Source organism: Mycobacterium celatum (assembly GCF_002101595.1).
Lineage (GTDB): Bacteria > Actinomycetota > Actinomycetes > Mycobacteriales > Mycobacteriaceae > Mycobacterium > Mycobacterium celatum.
Genome location: NZ_LQOM01000020.1, coordinates 54,463 through 75,182, shown reverse-complemented (window position 1 = coordinate 75,182; position 20,720 = coordinate 54,463). Strand labels below are relative to the sequence as shown.

Sequence of the window (20,720 nt, the reverse complement as noted above, 5' to 3'; positions counted from 1 at the left end):
GCGCAAGCGCGAAGGATGAGACGTCTTAGTCAGGGCACGCACGTTCGAGCGCGCCGACGTCTGGACCAGATGTGGTCAGAGATGGATGTCGTCGAGGTGGACGAGCAGCTCGTGACTCGGGCGGTTGAACTGGCGCACCGGCTTTCGCTGCGCGGCTACGACGCTGTGCACTGCGCATCGGCGGAGCAACTCGATGACGAGGATGTCGTCGCCGCGTCGGGAGACCAACAGCTGCTGAACGCATGGTTGGAGGTCGGCATGGCAACCTACGACACCAACCAGGAGGCGACGCCATAGGGAGCTCATGAGTTCGGGCTATTGGTTTCATCGACTACCCCGTGCGCGACGAGGTGCTCAATCAAGGGCGCCGCACCAGCGGCGAGGTGCTCGGACATGGCTTTGCGGGCCAACTCTGCGTCATGTTTCGCCAACGCCGCCAGCACCCGGCGGTGGTCTTTGATCGACTGATCCGGCCAGCCGGGGATGGTCGGAAACACCGATTCCGGTGCGTAGCGGGTGATCTGGGACATCAGTTGGGCGAGTTTCGGCGAGTCGGCGGCCACGTTGATGGCGCGGTGGAAGTCGTGATTGAGACGCACGGTGAGCTCGTCGTCGCCGCCGGCGTAGGCGTCTTCCAGCTGCGCCTGGATTTCCTTGAGCTCGCGCAGCTGAACCTCGTCGATGTTGACCGCTGCACGTGCGGCGAGTTCACCGCCGACGTGTGCCTGGACGTTGGCGACATCAGCGAGATCACGTCCCGTCACCGGCAGGACCACAAAACCGCGCCGGGGCTGTTGCGCCAGTAGCCCCTCGGCGCGCAGTTCGAACAGTGCCTCACGCACCGGCGTGACGCTGATGCCCAACTCCGCGGCCAACTGGTCGAGCCGCACGTACTCCCCCGCCGTGTAGGTGCCGTCGAAAATCCGCTTACGCACATAGCGCGCAACGTCTTCGGACAGCTGTGGCCGCGCGGCGAATTCCGGAACGCTCATACTCGGTACTCGGCCAGCAGTCGCTTGCTGATGATCTGCTTCTGTATCTCACTGGTTCCCTCGCCGATGAGCAGGAAGGGGGCGTCGCGCATCAGCCGCTCGATCTCGTACTCCTTCGAGTACCCGTAGCCGCCGTGGATGCGGAAGCTCTGCTGGGTGACCTCCGAGCAGAATTCGCTGGCCATATACTTCGCCATGCCGGCGGCGACGTCGTTGCGCTCGCCGGAGTCTTTCAGCCGGGCCGCGTTGACCATCATCAGGTGCGCGGCCTCAACTTTGGTTGCCATCTCGGCGATTTGGAACGCGATGGCCTGGTGCTCTGCGATCGGCTTGCCGAAGGTGTGGCGCTGCTGCGCGTAGCGCACTCCGAGTTCGAACGCCCGCAGCGCCACCCCACAGGCCCGCGCCGACACATTGACCCGGCCGACCTCGATGCCGTCCATCATCTGGTAGAAACCCTGCCCGGGGACGCCGCCTAGGATGTCGTCGGCGCTGGCCACATATCCGTCGAAGATGAACTCGGTGGTGTCGATGCCCTTATAGCCCAGCTTGTCGATCTTGCCGGGTATCACCAGCCCCGGTGCGACTTCGCCGAATCCGACGGGCTTTTCGATGAGGAACGCCGTCAGGTTGCGATGCGGCGTGTCTGCGCCTTCGTCGGTGCGCACCAACGTTGCCACCAGTGTCGAACTGCCGCCGTTGGTCAGCCACATCTTCTGGCCGTTGATGGTGTAGGTGCCGTCGGAGTTGCGTTCCGCCCTTGTGCGGATGGCCGCCACGTCGGAGCCCAGCTCCGGCTCGGACATCGAAAACGCCCCGCGCACTTCGCCTGTCGCCATCCGCGGCAGCAGCCGCTGCTTCTGTGCGTCGGTGCCGTGCTGGCGCACCATGTAGGCGACGATGAAGTGCGTGTTGAGCACCCCGGAGATGCTCATCCAGCCGCGCGCCAACTCTTCGACGCACAGCGCGTAGGTCAGCAGCGACTCGCCCAGCCCGCCGTACTCGGCCGGGATCATCAGGCCGAACAGGCCCATTTCCCGCATTTGGTCGACGATGGCCTGCGGATAGCTGTCGGTGCGTTCCAGTTCCGGCGCGTTGGGAATGACTTCCTTCTCCACGAATTGCCGGACGGTCGCGACGATCTCGGTCTGCAACTCGGTGAGACCAACCGTCTGGGCGAGCTTGGTCATGGCATACCTCTCTTAGCGGCGATCGTCTTCGCGCTTGTCAGCCGCTCGATGTCGGCGGCACTCAACCCCAGTCGCTCGGTCAGCACGTCAGCGGTGTCGTGACCCAGTGTGGGTGCGGGCTTGCTCGCCGGATGGGTGCCGTCGAAAGCAGCTGGCATGCCGGGTACGAGATAGTCTCCGAGCCCGTCTTGGTGCACACGGGAAAACAGCGGATTCGCCGTCACCTTCTCGTCTTCGGCGACCTCGGCGAACGTGCGGTAGCGCTCGAAGAGCACGGTGGTCGCCGACAGAGCATCGGTGATCTCCGCCGCGGTGTGGTCGGCGAACCAGGTTGCGAACAACCCGCTCAACACATCTCGGTACCGATAGCGCTCCCCCTCGGCGGTGAAGTCGGCACCCAGGGCTTCGGCGATCGCCGACACCGCTGCACCGGTTTCGGTGACCTCGACGAGATCGCGAAAGTGCCGCCCGGTCAGTGTGACGACCATGAAAGCGACGCCGTCGCGGCTGGTGAAATCCTGACCATACTGGCCGTAGATCGCGTTGCCCAACCGCTGCCGTTGCGTGCCGTTGACTTGAGGTTCGGTCAGCAGGCCCAGATTGCCGGCGGTGGCCAGTGCGACGTCTTCGAGCGCAATGCTGATCTGCGCGCCCGCGCCGGTTTGGTCGCGACGGCGTACGGCGGCTGTCACCGCCAGGGCAGCGTACAGCCCGCAGCACACGTCCCAGGCCGGCAGCACATGGTTGATCGGTCCGGCGTGGTTGGGTGGGCCGGTCACCAAGGGGTATCCCGTCGCCGCATTGACCGTGTAGTCCACGCCGGTGGACCCGTCGCCGCGGCCGAGCAACTGCACGTGGATCACGTCGGAGCGCAGCGCAGCGAGGGTCTGATGCGACAGCCAGGACAGGCCCGCGGCGTTGGTGACTACGACGCCGTCGCCCTCGACGATCAACCGCTGGACCAACTGCTGGCCCTCGCCGGAACGCAAATCGATTGTGGCCGAACGCTTTCCCTTGTTCAGCCCCGTCCAGTAGATCGACGTACCGCTTGCGGCCAGCGGCCACCGGTGCACGTCGGAGGCACCGCCGATGGGGTCGACCCGGATCACCTCGGCACCCAGCTGGCTGAGCGTCATTCCGCATAGCGGTGCGGCCACGAAGCTGGACACTTCGACGACGGTGAGGTCGGTCAACGGCATAGTCATTGCGACGTAACCCGTTCGAACACGGCGGCCAGACCCTGGCCGCCGCCGATGCACATGGTCTCCAGGCCGTAGCGGGCCCCGCGCCGGTTGAGCTCGCGCGCCAGTGTGGCCAGCATCCGGCCGCCCGTCGCGCCGACCGGATGCCCCAGCGAAATCCCGGACCCGTGTACGTTGGTCCGCTCCCGGTCGGCCTCCGTGAACCCCCACTCACGCATCACCGCAAGTGCTTGCGCAGCGAAGGCCTCGTTGAGCTCGATCAGATCGATATCGCTCAGTTGGAGCCCCGCCTTCGCGAGCGCGACATCGGTGGCGGGCACCGGGCCGATGCCCATGACGTTGGGCGGTACCGCCGCGACGCCCCACGAGACCAACCGCACCAGCGGCGTCAGGCCCAGCTCGCCGGCCCTCTCGGGTGTCGTTACCACACACATCGAGGCAGCGTCGTTTTGTCCGCTGGCATTGCCGGCGGTCACGGTGGCGTCGGGATCCTGTTCCAGCAGAACGGGTTTGAGCTTGCTCAGCGATTCCACCGACGTGTCGGCGCGCGGGTGTTCATCGGTGTCGATCAGCTCCTCGCCGTGGCGAGTCCGCACGGTCACCGGGATGATCTCCTCGGCAAGAATCCCGTTCTTTTGCGCAGCTACCGCCCTCTGATGCGATGTCACCGCGAGCTCGTCTTGCTCCTGCCGCGAAATGCCATACTCGCGGCGCAGGTTCTCGGCCGTTTCCAACATTCCACCCGGCACCGGGTAGTGACGGCCGCCTGCGGTGGTGCGTCCGCGGGCCAGCCCGTCGTGCACTCGGATACCGGTCCGTGCCCCACCCCAGCGCATGTCGGTGGAATAGAACACGGCGTTGCTCATGCTTTCCGCGCCGCCGGCGATGACGAGATCACTGTCGCCGCTGACGATTTGCAGGCAAGCCTGGATGACCGCCTGCAGACCCGAGCCGCAGCGGCGGTCGATCTGCATGCCGGGAACCGTGACCGGCAGCCCGGCGTCGAGCGCCACCACGCGACCGATTGCCGGCGCCTCGCTACTCGGATAGCAGTGCCCGAGGATGACGTCCTGCACCGATTCGGGCGGCAGGCCGGTTCGGCCCAGTAGCCCCTTCAGCGCGGCCACCCCGAGGTCGACGGCGGTCAGCGACTTGAACATTCCGCCGTAGCGGCCGATCGGGGTGCGCACCGGTTCGCAGATCACGGCGTGGCGCATGGCTACATGAACCTCCCGCCGGTGACTTCGAGCACGGTTCCGGTCATGTACGACGACATATCCGACGCCAGGAACAGCGCGACGTTGGCCACCTCGGCCGGCTCGCCGGCGCGACCCATCGGCACCTCGGCCACCTTTTCATCCCAAATGCGTTGCGGCATCGCCTCGGTCATCGCGGAGCGGATCAACCCGGGCGCAATGGCGTTGACCCGAACGCCGAGGTGGGCCAGCTCCTTGGCGGCCGCCTTGGTCATGCCCACGATCCCGGCCTTGGCCGCCGAGTAGTTGGTCTGACCGACCAGCCCGACCTTGCCCGACAACGACGACATGTTCACGATCGCGCCGCGCTTGTTCTCCCGCATGATCGCCGCGGCCTTGCGGGTGCCGTTCCAGGTGCCCTTCAAATGCACCGCGATCACTTCGTCGAACTGTTCCTCGGTCATCTTGCGCATCGTCGCGTCACGGGTGATCCCGGCGTTGTTCACCATGATGTCCAAGCCGCCGAACCGCTCGACGGCGGTGGCAACCAACGCGTCAACGTCACTCGCCACGGTGACGTCGCAGCGCACCGCCAGCGCCACGTCGTCACCGCCGAGGCGCTTCGCCGCGGCTTCGGTCGCCTCGAGATTCACGTCGCCGAGCACCACCCGCGCTCCCTCGGCGATAAACCGTTCGGCTATGGCGAACCCCAATCCCTGCGCGCCGCCTGTGACGACCGCCGTCTGACCGGTCAGCAACGACACCTGATCACCGTCCTCCTGTCGACCTCCATAATCTCAGACATCCTATTTCATATATGATCGCCGCGGACAACGGCCCGGAAGGAGCGCTATCCATGGCCACTGCCGTCGACGACGACGATTTCGCGCAGATCCTCGCGCAGACCCGCGAGTTCGTCCGCACCGCCGTCGTCCCACGCGAGCAGGAAATCCTGGCCAACGACCGGGTGCCCGACGATCTGCGCGACCAGGCCAAGCAGATGGGCTTGTTCGGCTACGCCATCCCGCAGGAATGGGGTGGTCTCGGCTTGAACCTCGCCCAGGATGTCGAGCTAGCGATGGAGCTGGGCTACACGTCGCTGGCGTTGCGCTCGATGTTCGGCACCAACAACGGCATCGCCGGTCAGGTCTTGGTCGGGTTCGGCACCGACGAGCAGAAGTCACGCTGGCTGGCGGCAATGTCCTCCGGCGACGTCGTCGCCTCGTTCGCGTTGACGGAGGCCGGCGCCGGATCCAACCCGGCCGGACTGCGCACCAAAGCCGTTCGCGACAACGGCGATTGGGTGATCTCCGGTGAGAAGCGCTTCATCACCAACGCGCCGGTTGCCGATCTGTTCGTGGTGTTCGCCCGCACCCGCCCGGCCGATGATCAAGGCCCGGGCATCGCGGTATTCCTGGTTCCCGCGGACACACCCGGGGTTCAGGTCGGCGCCAAGGACGCCAAGATGGGCCAGGAAGGCGCGTGGACGGCCGACGTCAGTCTCACCGAGGTCCGCGTGCCCGCAGCCGCGCTGGTCGGCGGCAGCGAAGACCTCGGTTACGGGGCGGCGATGACGTCGTTGGCGCGCGGCCGGATCCATATCGCCGCGCTCGCAGTGGGTACGGCGCAGCGGGCACTCGACGAGTCGGTGACGTATGCGGCCACCGCGACGCAGGGAGGCACGCCGATCGGCAATTTTCAGTTGGTGCAGGCGATGCTGGCCGACCAGCAGACCGGCGTGATGGCCGGGCGCGCGCTGGTTCGTGACGCCGCCCGACTGTGGATCACCGAACAGGACCGCCGGATCGCGCCGTCGGTCGCGAAGCTGTATTGCACCGAAATGGCCGGCAAGGTAGCGGATCTCGCTGTGCAGATTCACGGGGGCAGCGGCTACATGCGGGAGGTGCCGGTGGAGCGGATCTACCGCGACGTTCGGCTGTTGCGACTCTACGAGGGAACCAGCGAGATTCAGCGCCTGATCGTCGGGTCGAATCTGGTGAAGGCGGCCTCGAAAGGACAACGAGTATGACCGGTCGTCTCGAGGCCAAGGTGGCGTTCATCACCGGAGCCGCGCGGGGCCAAGGCTCCACGCAATACTAATCAGCGCCAATGTCTCCAGACACCGGTGCAGATTTCGCCGACACACTGGCGGCGCGGTTGGTCGGCTACCGTGATCAGCCGTTCATCGAGTTCGAGCGAAAGTGGTACTCGGGCAACGAGATCACCGACTACATCGAGCAGATTACCGATGCTTTGACCAGCGCCGGCGTGTCCCCGGCCGAGCCGGTCGGCATGGTGGTCCGAAACCGGCTGTCGCATGCGGCGGCGGTGCTGGGTTTTATCGCCGCCCGGCGACCGGTGGTGTTCTGCACCACACCGTCTTGAGGAGTGGGTGCGGGCGGTCAAGACCTATCGAGTGAGACGAGCCGGCGTGCAGCCGGCCATCGTGCGCATGCTGCTCGACGCCGACGTTGCCGCCGAAGACCTTGCCTCACTGGAGTATCTGCCGGGCGGCTCGGGACCGCTGGAACCGGCCCTGCGCGACGCGTTCGAGCAGCGTTACGGAATTCCGTTGCTGTGGGCATATGGCGCAACGGAATTCGCCGGCTCGGTGTGTGCCTGGACCCCGGAGCTCTACCGCCGATACGGGAAGGCCAAACGCGACAGCGTCGGACGTCCGCTGCCTGGTGTCGAGGTGCGCATCGTCGACCCCGAATCTCGTGCCGAGGTGAGACCCGGCGAGGCAGGGCTGCTGGAGGCCCGGGTCGCGGTGATCGGACCGGAATGGATCCGGACCACCGACGTGGCGTCGATGGACGCCGACGGGTTCGTCACACTGCACGGCCGCGCCGACGAAGCCATCAACCGCGGCGGATTCAAGATCCTTCCGGAGACGGTGCGCGCCGTGCTCGTCTCGCATCATGCGGTTCGGGATGCCTGCGTCGTCGGTGTGCCCGATGCCCGTGTCGGCGAAGTACCGTTCGCCGCAGTCGAAGTGCAGCAGGGCGTCTCGCCGCCGTCGGAAACCGAGCTCAAGGATTGGGTGCGCGAGTCCCTGCCCAGCCACCACGTTCCGGTCGCAATCGCCGTCGTCGACGAATTACCGCGTAACGCGGCGATGAAGGTCAGGCCGGGCGAGGTGGCGGCGTTGTATCAAGCGATGTAGCGGTGCGGGGCTCGAGTGCCGGGGTGTGAGCGCCACTCAGAGATGGCTGTTGATATCAACGATCGTATCCGCGTGCTCACCCAGCAGCGATCGGCGCAGCCACGCCATGTGAGTGTTCCAGTGCGCTTGGGCCGCATCGCCGTCGCCGGCCGCGATGAGTTCCACGAGTTGCTCGTGCGAGCGAATCGTGCGCCGACGCGCCGAAACGGGTTGCACCCGGGTGCGCATGAGCACGTCCGCGATCGCGCGGGAGATGACCTCATTGAGGGTTTCGAGCATTAGTATCAATGTTTGGTTTCCCGCGAGATCCACTATCTCCTTGTGGAACCGGATCATGGCGGTGTTGGATGCCAGCGGGTCGTTGATGGTGCGCTTCTGCTCGATGATGACCTCGCGCAGTTGGTTTGCGGCGCGCTGATGACCACGCGAGATTGCCACCATACGTGCGGCAGCCGGCTCGATAACTGCGCTTGCCTCGAACACGTCGGCCAGTGAGATGCTGCGTGACTGCATGACAATGGCTGCCGCGCGTGCCGTCATGCGCTCGTCGGGCCGATGAACTACCACACCGCCGAGAACGCCGCGCGCTACGGAGATCAGGCCATCGGCCTCCAAAATGCGTAAGGCTTCCCGCAGGGAGGGCCGCGACACGTCGAACTGCGCGAGCAGATCGGCCTCGGTGCCAAGCAAATCTCCCTCGTCCATTCCGCGCCTGATGATCAGGCCGCGTAACTCGTCTGCGATCTTCTTCGGCTTGCCCGATGGCGGGCCCTCGCCCGACACGGTGCCCGTCGCCGTTGTGCGCTTCGCCCGCTTAGCCACTTCTCTCCCACTATCCGATTAGTCAGCGGTGCTCGATGGACCAGCCCGCGAGCACAATTATCTGATATTTGCCGCCGCTTGCCCAGTTGCGGCGGGACACGTGTTTCTAGATCCGCTGCCGGCCGAGGTTGCCCACCACTCCATGGGCCGCAATGCCAGCCTGCCCGGCGGAGGACCTAACTGGCGTCGGAGCCTTTACAGAACATACCTTTAGAGGTTTAAATAGTTCAGCGCGAGCGCAATGCCGTCATCGGATTGCGGTCGCCCAGCCGCTCTACAGGGTTGGCGGGTTGTGAGGAGTGTGCGGCGATCGCCGAAAAAACCCCTGCACATATGAGAGTCCCGTCAGCGAAAGGAAGGTTGTATGCCAGACCGTGTCGATTTCGAAGTGCTGGTTGAGTCGCCATCGCCGGAGCACTATCGACGCGAATGGGCGCCCGCCCCGGGGGTGGGCCTAGCCGGCATGTGGATCGGCGCCGTGGTCGCTGACGCATCCGGACAGAACTATTGGGGATTGCGAGGTGCCGATGACTTTCTCACCGGGATGACCCACGTGGTTTCGCCTGTTGGCGGATTCAAGGCGCTGCAAAAGACCCTCGACGGGGATCCGCCCCAGCTGTTTGCGGAGTACTCATCAATCGACTGGTTCGAACCCCTCGACTACGTCGACAGCGGTGCTCGAGTAGCACTGAGCTACAGCAGTGGCCGCATCGAGCGCGACGCTGACGGCATTCATTGGTACGACGCGAGCCACCGGTGGGAGATCCACGGCAAGAACGCTACCGACATCTTCGTCGTCCACGTACCGAGACAAGACGGGATCGACGCCGACGTCTACTATCGTCACGAACTGCTTTGGGCCACAGGAAAAGTCAACGGTGTGGACGTTTCGGGCTACCTCCATCAGGATTACGCCTACGGTCCGCCCGGCATGGTCTACCCCGAACTGCCGATCGCCCGTCAATTGCAGGGCATGTGGGTGTCGTGGTTACACCAGTATGAGGACGGGGAACTCGGTGGCGGCTGCTTCTGGCAAGGCCGCGACGGGCATGACTTCGGACCGGGCTACCAACTCAAAGACGGGATTACCACTGCCTATGACGACATCGTCGCCACACCGAGGTTCGACGACCAGGGCAAGTTGAGCGCACTGGGCGTATCGATCGGTTCCGATTCCTACTGGTTCACCTTCGACACTGCAGGTAGCTACATCCACTTCTTCGGCCGCCTGACGAACAGCTCGTCGGGTCGGTTGCCCGCCCGGAGCTGGTGTTGGGTCGAGTACGCCGGCGGGATGCTAACGCCGGAGATCCTCGACGCCATGATGCAGCCCTTCAGGCTCGCCCGCGGCCGCTGAGCACCCGGTCAGCGCCGTATTTGCAAGCGCCGGAGCCAATTTCACTCTCACTCCGACAGACGGCTCAACACTGTGCGCCGCGCTCGGCGGTAGTCTGACTATCGGCGTCAAGGAAGCGCTTCTGGCGTAAGCACAACTTTCATGCAATCCGCGGTCCGCTTAGCGGTCATGGCCTGCCATGGCGATGAGGATGTAGTGGGACACGGTGTCAGTGTCCGATACCACCGGGCACATCGACCCAGGACACCGGCGCATGCGCGTAGATGAGTGAGCGCCGCATGGACTCTGGGCTCGTCGACATTTGCCGCGGGATCGGCGAGAAGCTTGACGGCATAGTCCTCGGTGGGGCGTGCTCAATGTGTCACTGCTGTGCAGGTGGTCGGGGCAGCAGACCCCAGCGGACTTTGCGGTTGTAATTACTGTAAGCGATGGTCATACTGTAAGCTATACAGTAAACCGCCTACGGCGACGGAAGGGATGTCTTGTGAAGGTGCCGTTCACCTGGAAGGTCACCGGCTGGTTCATGGTCGGCTGGTCGGCGGAATTCCCAACTGGCGACGTCCGGCCGCTTCGGTACTTCGGCGAGGATCTGGTCGCCTACCGCGACGAATCCGGCGAACTGCACGTCCTCTCGGCGCACTGCCGGCATCTCGGCGCCCATATCGGTCACGGCGGCAAGGTCGTCGGAGACTGCGTAGAGTGCCCGTTCCACGGATGGCGGTGGGGACCCGATGGGACCAACCGTTACATCCCCTATCAGCCGGATCGGCCCAACAAGGCACTGCGGTTGCGGGTCTACCCCGTGCGCGAACAGTACGGCTGCGTGTTCGTCTGGCACCAACCCGAAGGCAAAGAGCCGCGGTGGGACATGCCGGACCTGTTCTGTAAGTTCCCCCAGCTCGAAACCGACCCGGACGCGTATTACCGGCCCTACCCGGAGTTCTCACGCCGCGCCGAGCGTGAACCCGTGCATCCACAGATCGTCGCCGAGAATGGGCCGGACAGCGCGCACTTCCGCTACGTACACGGCGCCAGCGTGACGCCGGTATGCCTGAACTGGGAAGCCGTGGACGAGGAATGGCGGTTCCTTACCGGCTGGCCAGACGTGGGCAGCGACGATCCCGACAAGATGGCGCTCTACATTCACAGCCACTTCTCCGGGCTGGGTTTCGCGATCAGCGCGTTTGAGGGATCGTCAAACCACCGGCTGATCTTTGCCTGCACGCCCGTCGAGGACGGCCACTCCGACATGTTCTATTCAATCTGGTGGCCCCGCATTCCGGGCGACACTTCCGACGTGCCTCCGGACAACGTGCGCGAGCAGGTTGAGCGTCAATTCCTGCGCACCGTATGGGAAGACCTGGACATCTGGCGGTACCAAGAGTACGTCGACCGTCCCCCACTATCGAAAGTCGATGCCAAACCGTATATGGCCCTGCGCAAGTGGGCGACGCAGTTCTACGAGGTCCCACCGGCGGAACAATCGCCAGTCAGTGTGTGAGAACCGCTCGGTAGTCCCGCGCTATTGATACCAAGACACCAGTGACTCATATGCAATACTGTTGTTACAACAGTAAGACCGACAATTGTCAGTGACGGAGGGGTTGGCGTGCACAAGGACGAGATGATCCTGATCAGCGTTGACGATCACATCGTGGAGCCGCCGGACATGTTCCGAAATCACCTGCCCAAAAAGTACTTGGATGAGGCGCCGCGGCTGGTGCACAACCCAGATGGCAGTGATACCTGGCAGTTCCGCGATGTCGTGATCCCGAATGTAGCGCTCAACGCCGTGGCGGGCCGCCCCAAAGAGGAGTACGGGTTCGAACCGCAGGGCCTCGACGAGATCCGGCCGGGCTGCTGGCGAGTTGATGACCGCATCAAGGACATGAACGCCGGCGGGATTTTGGGATCGATTTGTTTCCCGTCGTTTCCCGGGTTCGCCGGCCGGCTGTTCGCTACCGAGGATCCAGACTTTTCTCTGGCGCTGCTGCAGGCCTACAACGATTGGCACGTCGAGGAGTGGTGCGGGGCCTACCCGGCGCGGTTCATCCCGATGTGCCTGCCGGTGATCTGGGACGCCGAAGCCTGCGCCAAAGAGGTGCGCCGAAACGCCGCTCGCGGCGTGCATGCACTGACTTTTACCGAAAACCCTGCGGCCATGGGCTACCCGTCCTTCCACAACGACTATTGGACGCCGCTGTGGGAAGCGCTGGTCGACACCGACACGGTGATGAATGTGCACATCGGCTCCTCCGGCAAGCTGGCCCGGACTGCCCCCGACGCGCCGATGGATGTGACCATCACTTTGCAACCGATGAACATCGTCCAAGCCGCCGCCGACCTCCTGTGGTCGGCGCCGATCAAGAAGTATCCGGGCCTCAAAATCGCGCTGTCCGAAGGCGGTACGGGCTGGATCCCCTACTTCCTGGAGCGCGTCGACCGCACATATGAAATGCACTCCACCTGGACCGGTCAGGACTTCGGCGGCAAACTTCCCTCGGAGGTGTTCCGGGAGCACTTCCTGACCTGCTTCATCTCCGACCCCGTCGGCGTCAAGCTCCGCAACGACATCGGCATCGACAACATCTGCTGGGAAGCCGACTACCCGCACTCCGACTCGATGTGGCCAGGCGCCCCCGAGCAACTCCACAGCGTCCTCACCGAAAACGCCGTGCCCGACGACGAGATCAACAAAATGACCTACCAGAATGCGATGCGCTGGTACCATTTCGACCCCTTCTCCCGCATACCCAAGGAGCAAGCCACCGTCGGTGCGCTACGACACGCCGCTCAGGGACACGACGTGTCCATCCGACCTCTCTCCCACAAGAAGAACAGCGAGCAGGCGGCGGCCGGCGCGGAAGCTCCGCGATGAACAGTGCACCGAGTTCGACCGTGTCCGAACCACTTGAGTTCGATCCGTACTCGGAGGATTTCTTCAACTCCCCCTACGACACCTACCGCCGCATGCGCAACGAGGCGCCCGTGTACTACAACGAGAAGCTCGACTTCTATGCGCTCACCCGTTACGACGACGTCGCGCCGGCGTACAAGGATTTCCAGACGTACTCGTCGGCGCGTGGCGTGAGCGTTGACATGGTCAATGCTTCCAAGCTCAAGATGCCCCGCGGCAAAGTCCTGATCATGATGGATCCGCCCGAACACGACCTGATGCGCAAGCTGGTCAATCGGGTATTCACGCCACGGGCGGTCGCCGGGCTTGAGTCGATGGTCCGGGAAAAGATCTACAACGTCGTGGAGACCCTTGACCCCAAATCCTTCGACGCGGTCGCCGATTTCTCGGCGCTGTTCCCCGTCGAGATCATCACCGAGATGCTCGGCGTTCCGCCCTCTGACCGCCAAGAACTGCGGAGGTTGTTGGACAAGGGCCTCGAACGCGAGCCCGGCAAGGCGCTGCCTTCCAGGGAAAGCATCGATGCGATGCTGGCCTCGGGCGCCTACTACTTCGACCTGGTCCAGCAGCGGCGCAAGAACCCCCGAGACGACATGATCAGCCGGTTGATCGAAACCGAGGTGATCGAAAACGGCGAAACCAGACGGCTCGACGACGTCGAAATCGCCGGATTCGCAAATATGCTCGGCGGCGCCGGCGCCGAGACGGTGACCAAGCTCATCGGCAACGCCGTCGTGGTGTTCGCCGAAAATCCCGACCAGTGGCGGCACTTGCGCGAGAACCGCCACAAGATACCGGCGGCGTTCGAGGAGTTACTCCGCTACGAAGGCCCGTCCCAATACAACGTGCGTTACAGCTTGCGTGAAGTGACGTTGCACGGCACGACGATCCCGGCGGGGAGCGCCGTCATGCTGATCAACGGCTCGGCCAACCGCGACGAGCGGGCCTTCCCCGACCCCGACCGATTCGACATCGACCGGGAACGCAAGGTGGGTTACAACCTCGGGTTCGGCTATGGCATCCACAGCTGCCTCGGCGCGGCGCTGGCCCGGATGGAGGGCAGAATCGCACTGGATGCGCTCTTGGACCTGATCCCGCGATATGCGGTGGACCAGACGGGGCTGCGCCGGGTCAACATGACCAACGTAGTCGGCTGGGCCAACGTCCCGGTGCGCGTCCTGTAGATGGCAGCGTTATGTAGACGTCTTCGCCTGAGGCGGTGAGTAATTCGGCCGCCCCAGACCCAGGACGTGCTGGGCGATCATGTTGCGAAACACTTCCAGCGTGCCGCCGTATATACCGACAAGGGGTGCGAAGCGGTACACGTATTCCGTTGCGCCGTTATCGATTGCAGCCGGCGCGCCGAGGGGCAGCGCTGAGGCAGCCCCCAAGAGGTCCATGACGTCGGGAGAGCAATCACGCATCGCCTGCGCCACCGCCACGCGACCGAAAATGCCCGGCGCGGACACCGCGGCCTCAAACCGCGCGTACGCACGACCCAACCGGTATGCCACCGAACCGTCTTCGATCAATCGCCGTCCGTTAAAGTCTGCCGCTGCGGTCGCAGCGGCCGCGGCGTCGATGGCCTGAGCAAAGAAACCGCTTTGGTGATCGAGGATCGATACGTCGGACAGGCCGTCCGCAGCGGCTGCGACAGCACCGTGTTCGGTGTTCAGCGGTTCCCGCAACACTGCCCAGCCGCCGTTGACCTCACCGAGCCGATATTTGTCCTGTACGCGGACATCGCTGTAGTACACGATGTTGGTCCGCTCGCCATCGACGGTGCGGATGCCTTGAATTTCGATGCCCGGTGAATCGAGAGGAACGAGAAATGTGGTCAGGCTCTGATGTTTCGGGGCTTGCGGATCGGTGTTGGTTATCAAAAACACATACTGGCAATTGTGCGCGCCGGTGGTGAACATCTTGGAGCCGTTGATGATCCAGTCGTCACCGTCGCGTACCGCGCGAGTCTTACAGGTCGCAACGTCCGAGCCGCCTTCGGGCTCGGTGTAGCCCAGGCAGAGCCGCACGCTGCCGTCGAAAACCCCGGCCAGCACCTCGTCGCGAACCTCGGGTGTTGCGAACGTATCGACAGAACGAGCCACCAGCGCCGTCGTCCCCCAGGTGACCCAGGGGACATGAAAGCGGCGTTTCTCCAGTTCCCATATCCGCCGGCGCACGCGGCTGAAACCACCGTCGGATTCGCGGCGCCACTCTTTTTCCAGGTAACCGGCAGCGCCCATCGCAAGGTGGACCGCCTCGTCGAAATTGTCGCCGGTTTCGCGATTGCGGCGACGCACGTCCTCGGTGACGTGGGTGCGCAGGAACTGCCGCACCTCGTCGAGGAAGGCCCGGTCATCGGCGGAAAGCTCGACACGGGAGAAATCCATCGATCAGTTCCTACGTTCGTTGCTTGTCGAGCGGCGGCTTAGACCGGCGTCGCTGATCGCACGCCGAGTAGGTCGAGTGCGTTGTCGCGCATCACTTTTCGGATATCTCCGTCGCTGAACCCCGAGAGTTCGTCGACAAACGAAACCGGTGACTCGAGGCCTTCACCGTGCGGCCAGTCGGAGCCGAACAAGATCTTGTCGGTACCGATGACCTCAGCCAGCGCAGACAGATCGTCCTCATAGTAGGGGGCGATCCACACGTTGGTTTTGAGTTGCTCGACCGGGTCAACGGGGAACAGACGCGGGTGGTTGTTGGCTGCCTTCTTCAATCGTTTGATCAGCCGGTAGACGAAATACGACCCGTTTTCGATGCTGACCGCTTTCAATTCAGGGTGCCGGGTGAATACGCCATGGGCGATCATCGACGCCATAGTGTCGTGTATCGCCCGGTCGTCGACCAGGATTTGATCCAGCGAATTCGGCGTGGACCCAAAGGGTTCGAACTTCGACTTACCGCCCCACAGCGCCGCCAATTGCAGATAGCCGCTGTCACTGAGGTGAAAGCTCACCGGCACTCCTGCCTCCGCCAGCCGCGCCCACACCGGATCGTGGCTGACGTCACCGAGCGAGCGTGGCTTGATGACACCGGGGACCGGTGCCGGCCGCACAAGCACCAGCTTCGCGCCACGCGCCAGCACGAATTCAACTTCCTCGACTGCCTTTTCAGGATCGGCCAGCGAGATGATCGGCGCGGCGATGATCCGGTGGTCGGGCCGATCGAAACCCCAATCCTCGTCCAGCCAGAGGTTGAACGCGTGCACCGTGGCCATGGTCGCGTCGATGTCGTGTTTGAGCGCTTCTTCGACCCCGCACGCGAACGTCGGCAACATGAATACGGTCTCGATGCCTTGAGCGTCCATCACTTTGATGCGCGCGTCGCGGTCCTGGTATTCGGGATGTTCCGGCAGCGGCTCAACCTTCATCAACGTCGCCGGGTCCACCCCCTCGGGAACCTCCCCGCGAAACAGCAGGTCCAAACAGCCCGGGACGATGATCGGATCGAATGTCGGGTTCGCGATGAAGCGATTGACGCGCTCACCGATCACTGCGGTGACGCGCTTTCCGTCGCTGAGCATCTGCACCCCGCGACGCTTGAACTCCTTGGGCAGATGGCGAGTGCACGCGTCAAGCGTCTCGTAATAGTGGTTGTCGACGTCGATCGCGCGATAGTCCAACATCGTCTTGTCCCTTCAGGATTGTTGAAGTTCAGTCAAGTCGCCGAGCGGCGGGAAATTGGGTCTGCGATTCTCGAAGAATGCGCTGATGCCCTCGATGAAGTCGGGCCGCAACATGGAGGCGTGCATCAGCTTCTCGGCACGTGCGCTCGTCTCCTGGATGCCGCGCAGGGCGTCGCCCCACAGCTGCTGCTTGATCACCGCCATGGAACTGGGGGCGCAGTTGAGGGCCATGTCGTCGGCGTACTCCAGGGTCCGCGTCATCAGCTGTTCGGGCGGGACCACTTCCTTGACCATGCCGAGTTCGGCGGCCTCCTCGGCGTAGAACACCCGCCCGGACAGCAGCAAATCCAGTGCCGGGCCCCATCCGACCACCCTGGGCAGGATCCAGGAGACGCCGTATTCGGCGGTCAGCCCGCGCCGCGAGAACGCGGTGGTGAACTTTGCGCCTGCGGCGGCGAATCGCACGTCGCACATGAGGGCCTGGGTGAGGCCGATGCCGGCGCAGGCGCCATTGATCGCCGCGATCAGCGGCTTGCGCAGCTCGGTGACGAACGCCGGATAGCGTTCCCCGACCAACTTTGTGACGTCGACGTCACCAGAAGTCTGGGCACCGCCGATCGCATCAAGGTCACCCATGTCCGCGCCGGCGCAAAACGCCCGACCGCTGCCCGTGAGCACCATGACGCGGACCGCGGGGTCGGCCTCGGCCGCATCCATATGTGCATAGAGCGCTGATGCCAGGCCACCTCCCCAGGCATTCATCCGCTCGGGGCGGTTCAAGGTCAGCACCGCCACGCCGCTGTCGCGAATCTCGTAACGGACGGCTTCGTCCGGGCAGGGTGCGGTATTCGCGGTTGCCTCAGTGCTGGCGGAGGACAAGATCACCTCATCTGTGTGTCACGCTGCCTTTCGCTCGCGATCAAAGCCTCGTCAAGCGTGCAGCCGGGCTGTCAAACATCTAAAGATAAGTCATACGGTATATACAACAGTATGGCTCCCTGCAACCCCCGCGGTGACGACAACCCACTGTCGCGGATTGCGCCGAATCGAACCACGAAAGCTCTAGATGTATTATGGGCCCTCACAGTGCGCGACCCGACGGAATGCGCCGGGTTTCCTCGGCTTGTCCGCTGTACCGACGTCCGTAGGAGTGATGTGTGATGCCCACAGTCGACCCGGCGCGCGTCGGACTGCTGATCGACTACATCGACGGCGACGGCGGATACGACGAGAACGTGTTGCCCTCGCTGCAACTGGTCGTCGACGACTATGTCGCACGCGGACTCCTGGACAGACCAGTGGAATTCGTTGTGCGAGCGGTACAAGGGCTGCCCAACGGGTCGTTCGCCGCCGTTCGCGACGCGTTCTATGAATTGATCGCCGAAGATGTTCTGGTCATATTCGGACCATGGGTGTCCGAGAACGGTGTCGCTTTGCGCCGATACGTCGAGGACCTGGCTACTGTTCCGATCATCACCATGGCCGCCTCGGAAAGCATGCTGGGCGAGTGGGTGTTCGGGCTTCCTGCGGGATCCATGGAGGAGGAGCCCTTGATCATGGCTACCGTCGCGGCGCTCGACGGCCACCGCCGGGTGGGAATTGCCTACGAAGACTCGCTGATCGGCGCAGAATACTTGCGCACGGCCCGCGTCGGGTGTTCGGCTGCGGGACTGCACATCACCACTGAAGTTGCCATCCCACAGGTTCAGAGCGACAAACGCGACGCGATGGCCTCGCTGGCCACCGCTCAACCAGACGCAATCCTGCACGTGGGTTTCGGCCTGGGCATCCCCGGAATCAACGACGCTCTAACCGAGCTCGGCTGGATGCCTCCCCGCTACACCACCACCGCCTTCGAGTTCGCGGCGACCAACAAGTGGTGGCGTCAGCATCTGGCCGGGTGGATCGGCTTGGACCAGTACGATGAACGCAATCAAACCGGTCAGGCATTTCTCGATCAGTTCGAGGCTCGCCACGGCCGTCGACCCGACTACTTCTTCCCCGTGTACTGCTACGACGTCGGCCGGCTGATGATGTCGGCGCTGGCCGGCGCACGGCCGCTGTGTGGGCCGGGCGTCAAGGAAGCACTGGAGAAGATCAAGATGATGCCGGCGGCGACAGGTGCACCCGGCACGCGGCTGCGATTCGGCAAGTACATCCGACATGGCTGGATGGGTAGCGAATTCTTGGTGGCTCGAAGGGTTCTCGAGGATGGCAGCCGTAGCGTCCTGCACGCGACCATCGAGGGTTTGATCGACCCGGCGCTGCAGGCCACTAACCGGCGAGGTTGAAGTTTCCGGACGCTCCGTAGACCGCCAGTGAGATGAACAAGGTGACGGTGACGACGACGATCAGCGACATGCGCACCGCTTGACCGACCGCCAAACCGACGCCGACCGGGCCACCAGATGCGTTGTAGCCGTAATACGTATGCACCAGCATCACCGCTATCGACATTACGATGGCTTGCAAGAACGACCACAGCAGGTCCGTCGCTATCAGGAACGTATTGAAGTAGTGGTCATACAAGCCCGCGGATTGATGGTTGATCAACACCGTCGTGAATCGCGCCGCGAAGAACGCCGCCAATACCGACAGCGAATACAACGGCACGATCGCGATCAAACCGGCGATGAGCCGAGTGGACACCAGATACGACACGGAATGCACCGCCATCGCTTCGACCGCATCGATCTCCTCGGCCACTCGCATCGCGCCCAACTGCGCGGTTGTACCGGCGCCGATCGTCGCCGCCAGCGCGATGCCCGCGATCACTGGGGCGACAATGCGGACATTCAGAAACGCCGACAAGAAGCCTGTCAGCGCCTCGATACCGATGTTGCCCAGCGACGAATACCCCTGCACCGCAATGACTCCGCCCGAGGCCAAGGTGAGGAAAGCGGCGACACCAACAGTCCCGCCGATCATCACCAACGCGCCCGTGCCCATCGTCATCTCCGCGATGAGACGGATCGTCTCCCTTCGATACCGCGTCAGCGCATTGGGGACATACCGCATGGTCTCGCCGTAGAACAACGTCTGCGTACCGACAGTGTCGATGACGTTGGGGACGCGACGGAACGCCCAGCGAATACGGACGGTGAGGTCGTAGCTCATCGCGCCAACACCCGAACGCCGATGGCGGTCATGATCACGTTGATCACGAACAGGCAGATGAACGCGTACACCACGGTTTCGTTGACTGCCGTCCCGACGCCCTTGGGACCGCCCCGTACGGTCAGCCCGCGATAGCAACCGACCAGCCCGGCGACCACCCCGAACAGCAAGGCCTTGATTTCAGCGAGCATCAACTCACCCAGACCGGTCAGTACCGTCAGCCCGTTGATGAACGCGCCGGGGTTGACCCCTTGAAGGAACACGGAGAAGGCGTAGCCGCCGGACAGGCCGATGAGGCAGACGAGGCCGTTCAGGAGCAGCGCGACAAAGGTCGAGGCCAGGACGCGGGGCACCACCAGGCGCTGGATGGGGTCGATGCCCAGCACCCGCATCGCGTCGATCTCCTCACGAATGGTCCGGGCGCCGAGGTCGGCGCAGACGGCGGTGGCACCGGCGCCGGCCACGACGAGCACGGTCACGACCGGGCCGAGCTGCGTGATGGTGCCGAAGGCGGTCCCGGCGCCCGACAGGTCGGCTGCGCCGATCTCGCGAAGCAGGATATTGAGGGTGAACGCCACCAAGACCGTGAACGGGATCGCGACAAGTAGCGTCGGGATCAGTGAGACCCGCGCGATCATCCAGGTCTGGTCGAGGAATTCGCGAAATTGGAAAGGGCGGGAGAAGACCTTGGCGCAGGTATCCAGGGACACGTCGACGAAGCCACCCACCGCCCGCGCCGGTACCGCCAGCTGGTTGGTCAGCCTCGCGCTCCTCGGACGTCGGACACCTGCGTAGATCTGATTCGTAGGCACTACTGAATAGTAAACTGTAAATGCAACTGTTGGTCCTGCATTAGGACTATCCCGGCGACCATCTGTCGCCTGGCCGGACCGGGTGGCCCAATCCGCTCACCGATCGCGCCGGTGACCGTCGGACGGGCTGGTGGCTCCCGACCAAAACATCTAAAGGAAACCTCCATAAACTGTGGTGCTAACTGTGGGGCTTACCGTATAGTTTCGTCAAGCTGGGCCCATGTGGCGGCCGCCCGTCAGGAGGGCGCCTCAACAGTGGTCGCCAGCGACACCGCCGGGGGGGTGCCGAAAACCTGCCACCGCGGTCGGTGTCCGCCGCAT

General features: G+C 63.7%; 20 protein-coding genes. 9 read left to right on the top strand and 11 right to left on the bottom strand.

From position 1 onward, the window contains the following. Nucleotides 1–15: 15 nt before the first annotated feature. Nucleotides 16–297: a type II toxin-antitoxin system VapC family toxin gene (locus tag AWB95_RS06240; RefSeq protein WP_232315662.1), complete on the top strand. Its 282-nt coding sequence runs from the start codon at nt 16–18 to the stop codon at nt 295–297. Nucleotides 298–302: 5 nt separating this feature from the next. Here AWB95_RS06240 and AWB95_RS06235 read toward each other — a convergent pair whose 3' ends face one another. From AWB95_RS06235 to fabG, 5 genes are read right to left on the bottom strand one after another with little or no spacing between them, the layout of a single operon-like run. Continuing rightward, nucleotides 303–992: a GntR family transcriptional regulator gene (locus tag AWB95_RS06235; RefSeq protein ID WP_062539806.1), complete on the bottom strand. Its 690-nt coding sequence runs from the start codon at nt 990–992 to the stop codon at nt 303–305. After that, nucleotides 989–2,182: an acyl-CoA dehydrogenase family protein gene (locus tag AWB95_RS06230; protein WP_062539807.1), complete on the bottom strand. Its 1,194-nt coding sequence runs from the start codon at nt 2,180–2,182 to the stop codon at nt 989–991. Before AWB95_RS06230 ends, AWB95_RS06235 begins: the two co-directional genes overlap by 4 nt. Continuing rightward, nucleotides 2,179–3,387 carry a CoA transferase gene (locus tag AWB95_RS06225; RefSeq protein WP_062539808.1) on the bottom strand — a complete coding sequence of 403 codons (1,209 nt, stop codon included), beginning with the start codon at nt 3,385–3,387 and terminating at the stop codon, nt 2,179–2,181. The genes AWB95_RS06230 and AWB95_RS06225 overlap by 4 nt, the downstream gene beginning before the upstream one ends. Then, nucleotides 3,384–4,601, bottom strand: a complete 1,218-nt coding sequence (locus tag AWB95_RS06220) for an acetyl-CoA C-acetyltransferase (protein ID WP_062539809.1) — start codon at nt 4,599–4,601, stop codon at nt 3,384–3,386. Before AWB95_RS06220 ends, AWB95_RS06225 begins: the two co-directional genes overlap by 4 nt. Before the next feature lie 2 nt (nt 4,602–4,603). After that, the gene (fabG, locus tag AWB95_RS06215) at nt 4,604–5,344 is read right to left on the bottom strand and encodes a 3-oxoacyl-ACP reductase FabG (protein ID WP_062539810.1); all 741 of its coding nucleotides are present in this window, start codon (nt 5,342–5,344) and stop codon (nt 4,604–4,606) included. Nucleotides 5,345–5,436: 92 nt separating this feature from the next. Between fabG and AWB95_RS06210 the strand changes: the two genes are divergently transcribed. The 3 genes from AWB95_RS06210 to AWB95_RS06205 all read left to right on the top strand — a co-directional run bounded on the left by AWB95_RS06210 (nt 5,437) and on the right by AWB95_RS06205 (nt 7,746). After that, nucleotides 5,437–6,609, top strand: a complete 1,173-nt coding sequence (locus tag AWB95_RS06210; protein ID WP_062539848.1) for an acyl-CoA dehydrogenase family protein — start codon at nt 5,437–5,439, stop codon at nt 6,607–6,609. An 80-nt stretch (nt 6,610–6,689) separates the two neighbouring features. After that, complete coding sequence (locus tag AWB95_RS24080) at nt 6,690–6,965, top strand: hypothetical protein (protein ID WP_428838831.1); 276 nt, start codon at nt 6,690–6,692, stop codon at nt 6,963–6,965. A 46-nt stretch (nt 6,966–7,011) separates the two neighbouring features. Next, the gene (locus AWB95_RS06205; RefSeq protein WP_428838830.1) at nt 7,012–7,746 is read left to right on the top strand and encodes an ANL family adenylate-forming protein; all 735 of its coding nucleotides are present in this window, start codon (nt 7,012–7,014) and stop codon (nt 7,744–7,746) included. A gap of 36 nt (nt 7,747–7,782) precedes the next feature. On the opposite strand, the gene AWB95_RS06200 is transcribed toward AWB95_RS06205, so the two are convergent. Next, nucleotides 7,783–8,568 (bottom strand): FadR/GntR family transcriptional regulator, encoded by a 786-nt coding sequence (locus AWB95_RS06200; RefSeq protein ID WP_084707092.1) that lies wholly within the window; start codon nt 8,566–8,568, stop codon nt 7,783–7,785. Between the two features lie 364 nt (nt 8,569–8,932). Between AWB95_RS06200 and AWB95_RS06195 the strand changes: the two genes are divergently transcribed. The 4 genes from AWB95_RS06195 to AWB95_RS06180 all read left to right on the top strand — a co-directional run bounded on the left by AWB95_RS06195 (nt 8,933) and on the right by AWB95_RS06180 (nt 14,026). After that, complete coding sequence (locus AWB95_RS06195; RefSeq protein WP_062539812.1) at nt 8,933–9,925, top strand: hypothetical protein; 993 nt, start codon at nt 8,933–8,935, stop codon at nt 9,923–9,925. A gap of 484 nt (nt 9,926–10,409) precedes the next feature. Beyond that, nucleotides 10,410–11,426, top strand: a complete 1,017-nt coding sequence (locus AWB95_RS06190; protein ID WP_062539813.1) for an aromatic ring-hydroxylating oxygenase subunit alpha — start codon at nt 10,410–10,412, stop codon at nt 11,424–11,426. A gap of 108 nt (nt 11,427–11,534) precedes the next feature. Continuing rightward, on the top strand, nt 11,535–12,803 hold the full coding sequence (locus tag AWB95_RS06185) for an amidohydrolase family protein (protein ID WP_062539814.1): 1,269 nt from the start codon (nt 11,535–11,537) through the stop codon (nt 12,801–12,803). Beyond that, entirely contained in the window at nt 12,800–14,026 is a 1,227-nt protein-coding gene (locus tag AWB95_RS06180) for a cytochrome P450 (RefSeq protein WP_062539815.1), read from the top strand. Before AWB95_RS06185 ends, AWB95_RS06180 begins: the two co-directional genes overlap by 4 nt. A 9-nt stretch (nt 14,027–14,035) precedes the next feature. On the opposite strand, the gene AWB95_RS06175 is transcribed toward AWB95_RS06180, so the two are convergent. From AWB95_RS06175 to AWB95_RS06165, 3 genes are read right to left on the bottom strand one after another with little or no spacing between them, the layout of a single operon-like run. Further along, nucleotides 14,036–15,232, bottom strand: a complete 1,197-nt coding sequence (locus AWB95_RS06175) for an acyl-CoA dehydrogenase family protein (RefSeq protein ID WP_062539816.1) — start codon at nt 15,230–15,232, stop codon at nt 14,036–14,038. Between the two features lie 38 nt (nt 15,233–15,270). Beyond that, nucleotides 15,271–16,470 carry an amidohydrolase family protein gene (locus AWB95_RS06170; protein ID WP_062539817.1) on the bottom strand — a complete coding sequence of 400 codons (1,200 nt, stop codon included), beginning with the start codon at nt 16,468–16,470 and terminating at the stop codon, nt 15,271–15,273. 12 nt (nt 16,471–16,482) lie between these two features. Continuing rightward, complete coding sequence (locus tag AWB95_RS06165) at nt 16,483–17,349, bottom strand: enoyl-CoA hydratase (RefSeq protein WP_062539849.1); 867 nt, start codon at nt 17,347–17,349, stop codon at nt 16,483–16,485. A 281-nt stretch (nt 17,350–17,630) separates the two neighbouring features. On the opposite strand from AWB95_RS06165, the gene AWB95_RS06160 reads away from it, so the two are divergent. Beyond that, the gene (locus AWB95_RS06160) at nt 17,631–18,761 is read left to right on the top strand and encodes an ABC transporter substrate-binding protein (RefSeq protein ID WP_062539818.1); all 1,131 of its coding nucleotides are present in this window, start codon (nt 17,631–17,633) and stop codon (nt 18,759–18,761) included. Here the strand turns inward: AWB95_RS06160 and AWB95_RS06155 are convergent. Both AWB95_RS06155 and AWB95_RS06150 read right to left on the bottom strand, forming a co-directional pair. Then, nucleotides 18,745–19,587: an MlaE family ABC transporter permease gene (locus AWB95_RS06155; protein WP_062539819.1), complete on the bottom strand. Its 843-nt coding sequence runs from the start codon at nt 19,585–19,587 to the stop codon at nt 18,745–18,747. The genes AWB95_RS06160 and AWB95_RS06155 overlap by 17 nt on opposite strands. Next, entirely contained in the window at nt 19,584–20,348 is a 765-nt protein-coding gene (locus AWB95_RS06150) for an MlaE family ABC transporter permease (RefSeq protein WP_062539850.1), read from the bottom strand. The genes AWB95_RS06155 and AWB95_RS06150 overlap by 4 nt, the downstream gene beginning before the upstream one ends. Nucleotides 20,349–20,720: the final 372 nt, after the last annotated feature.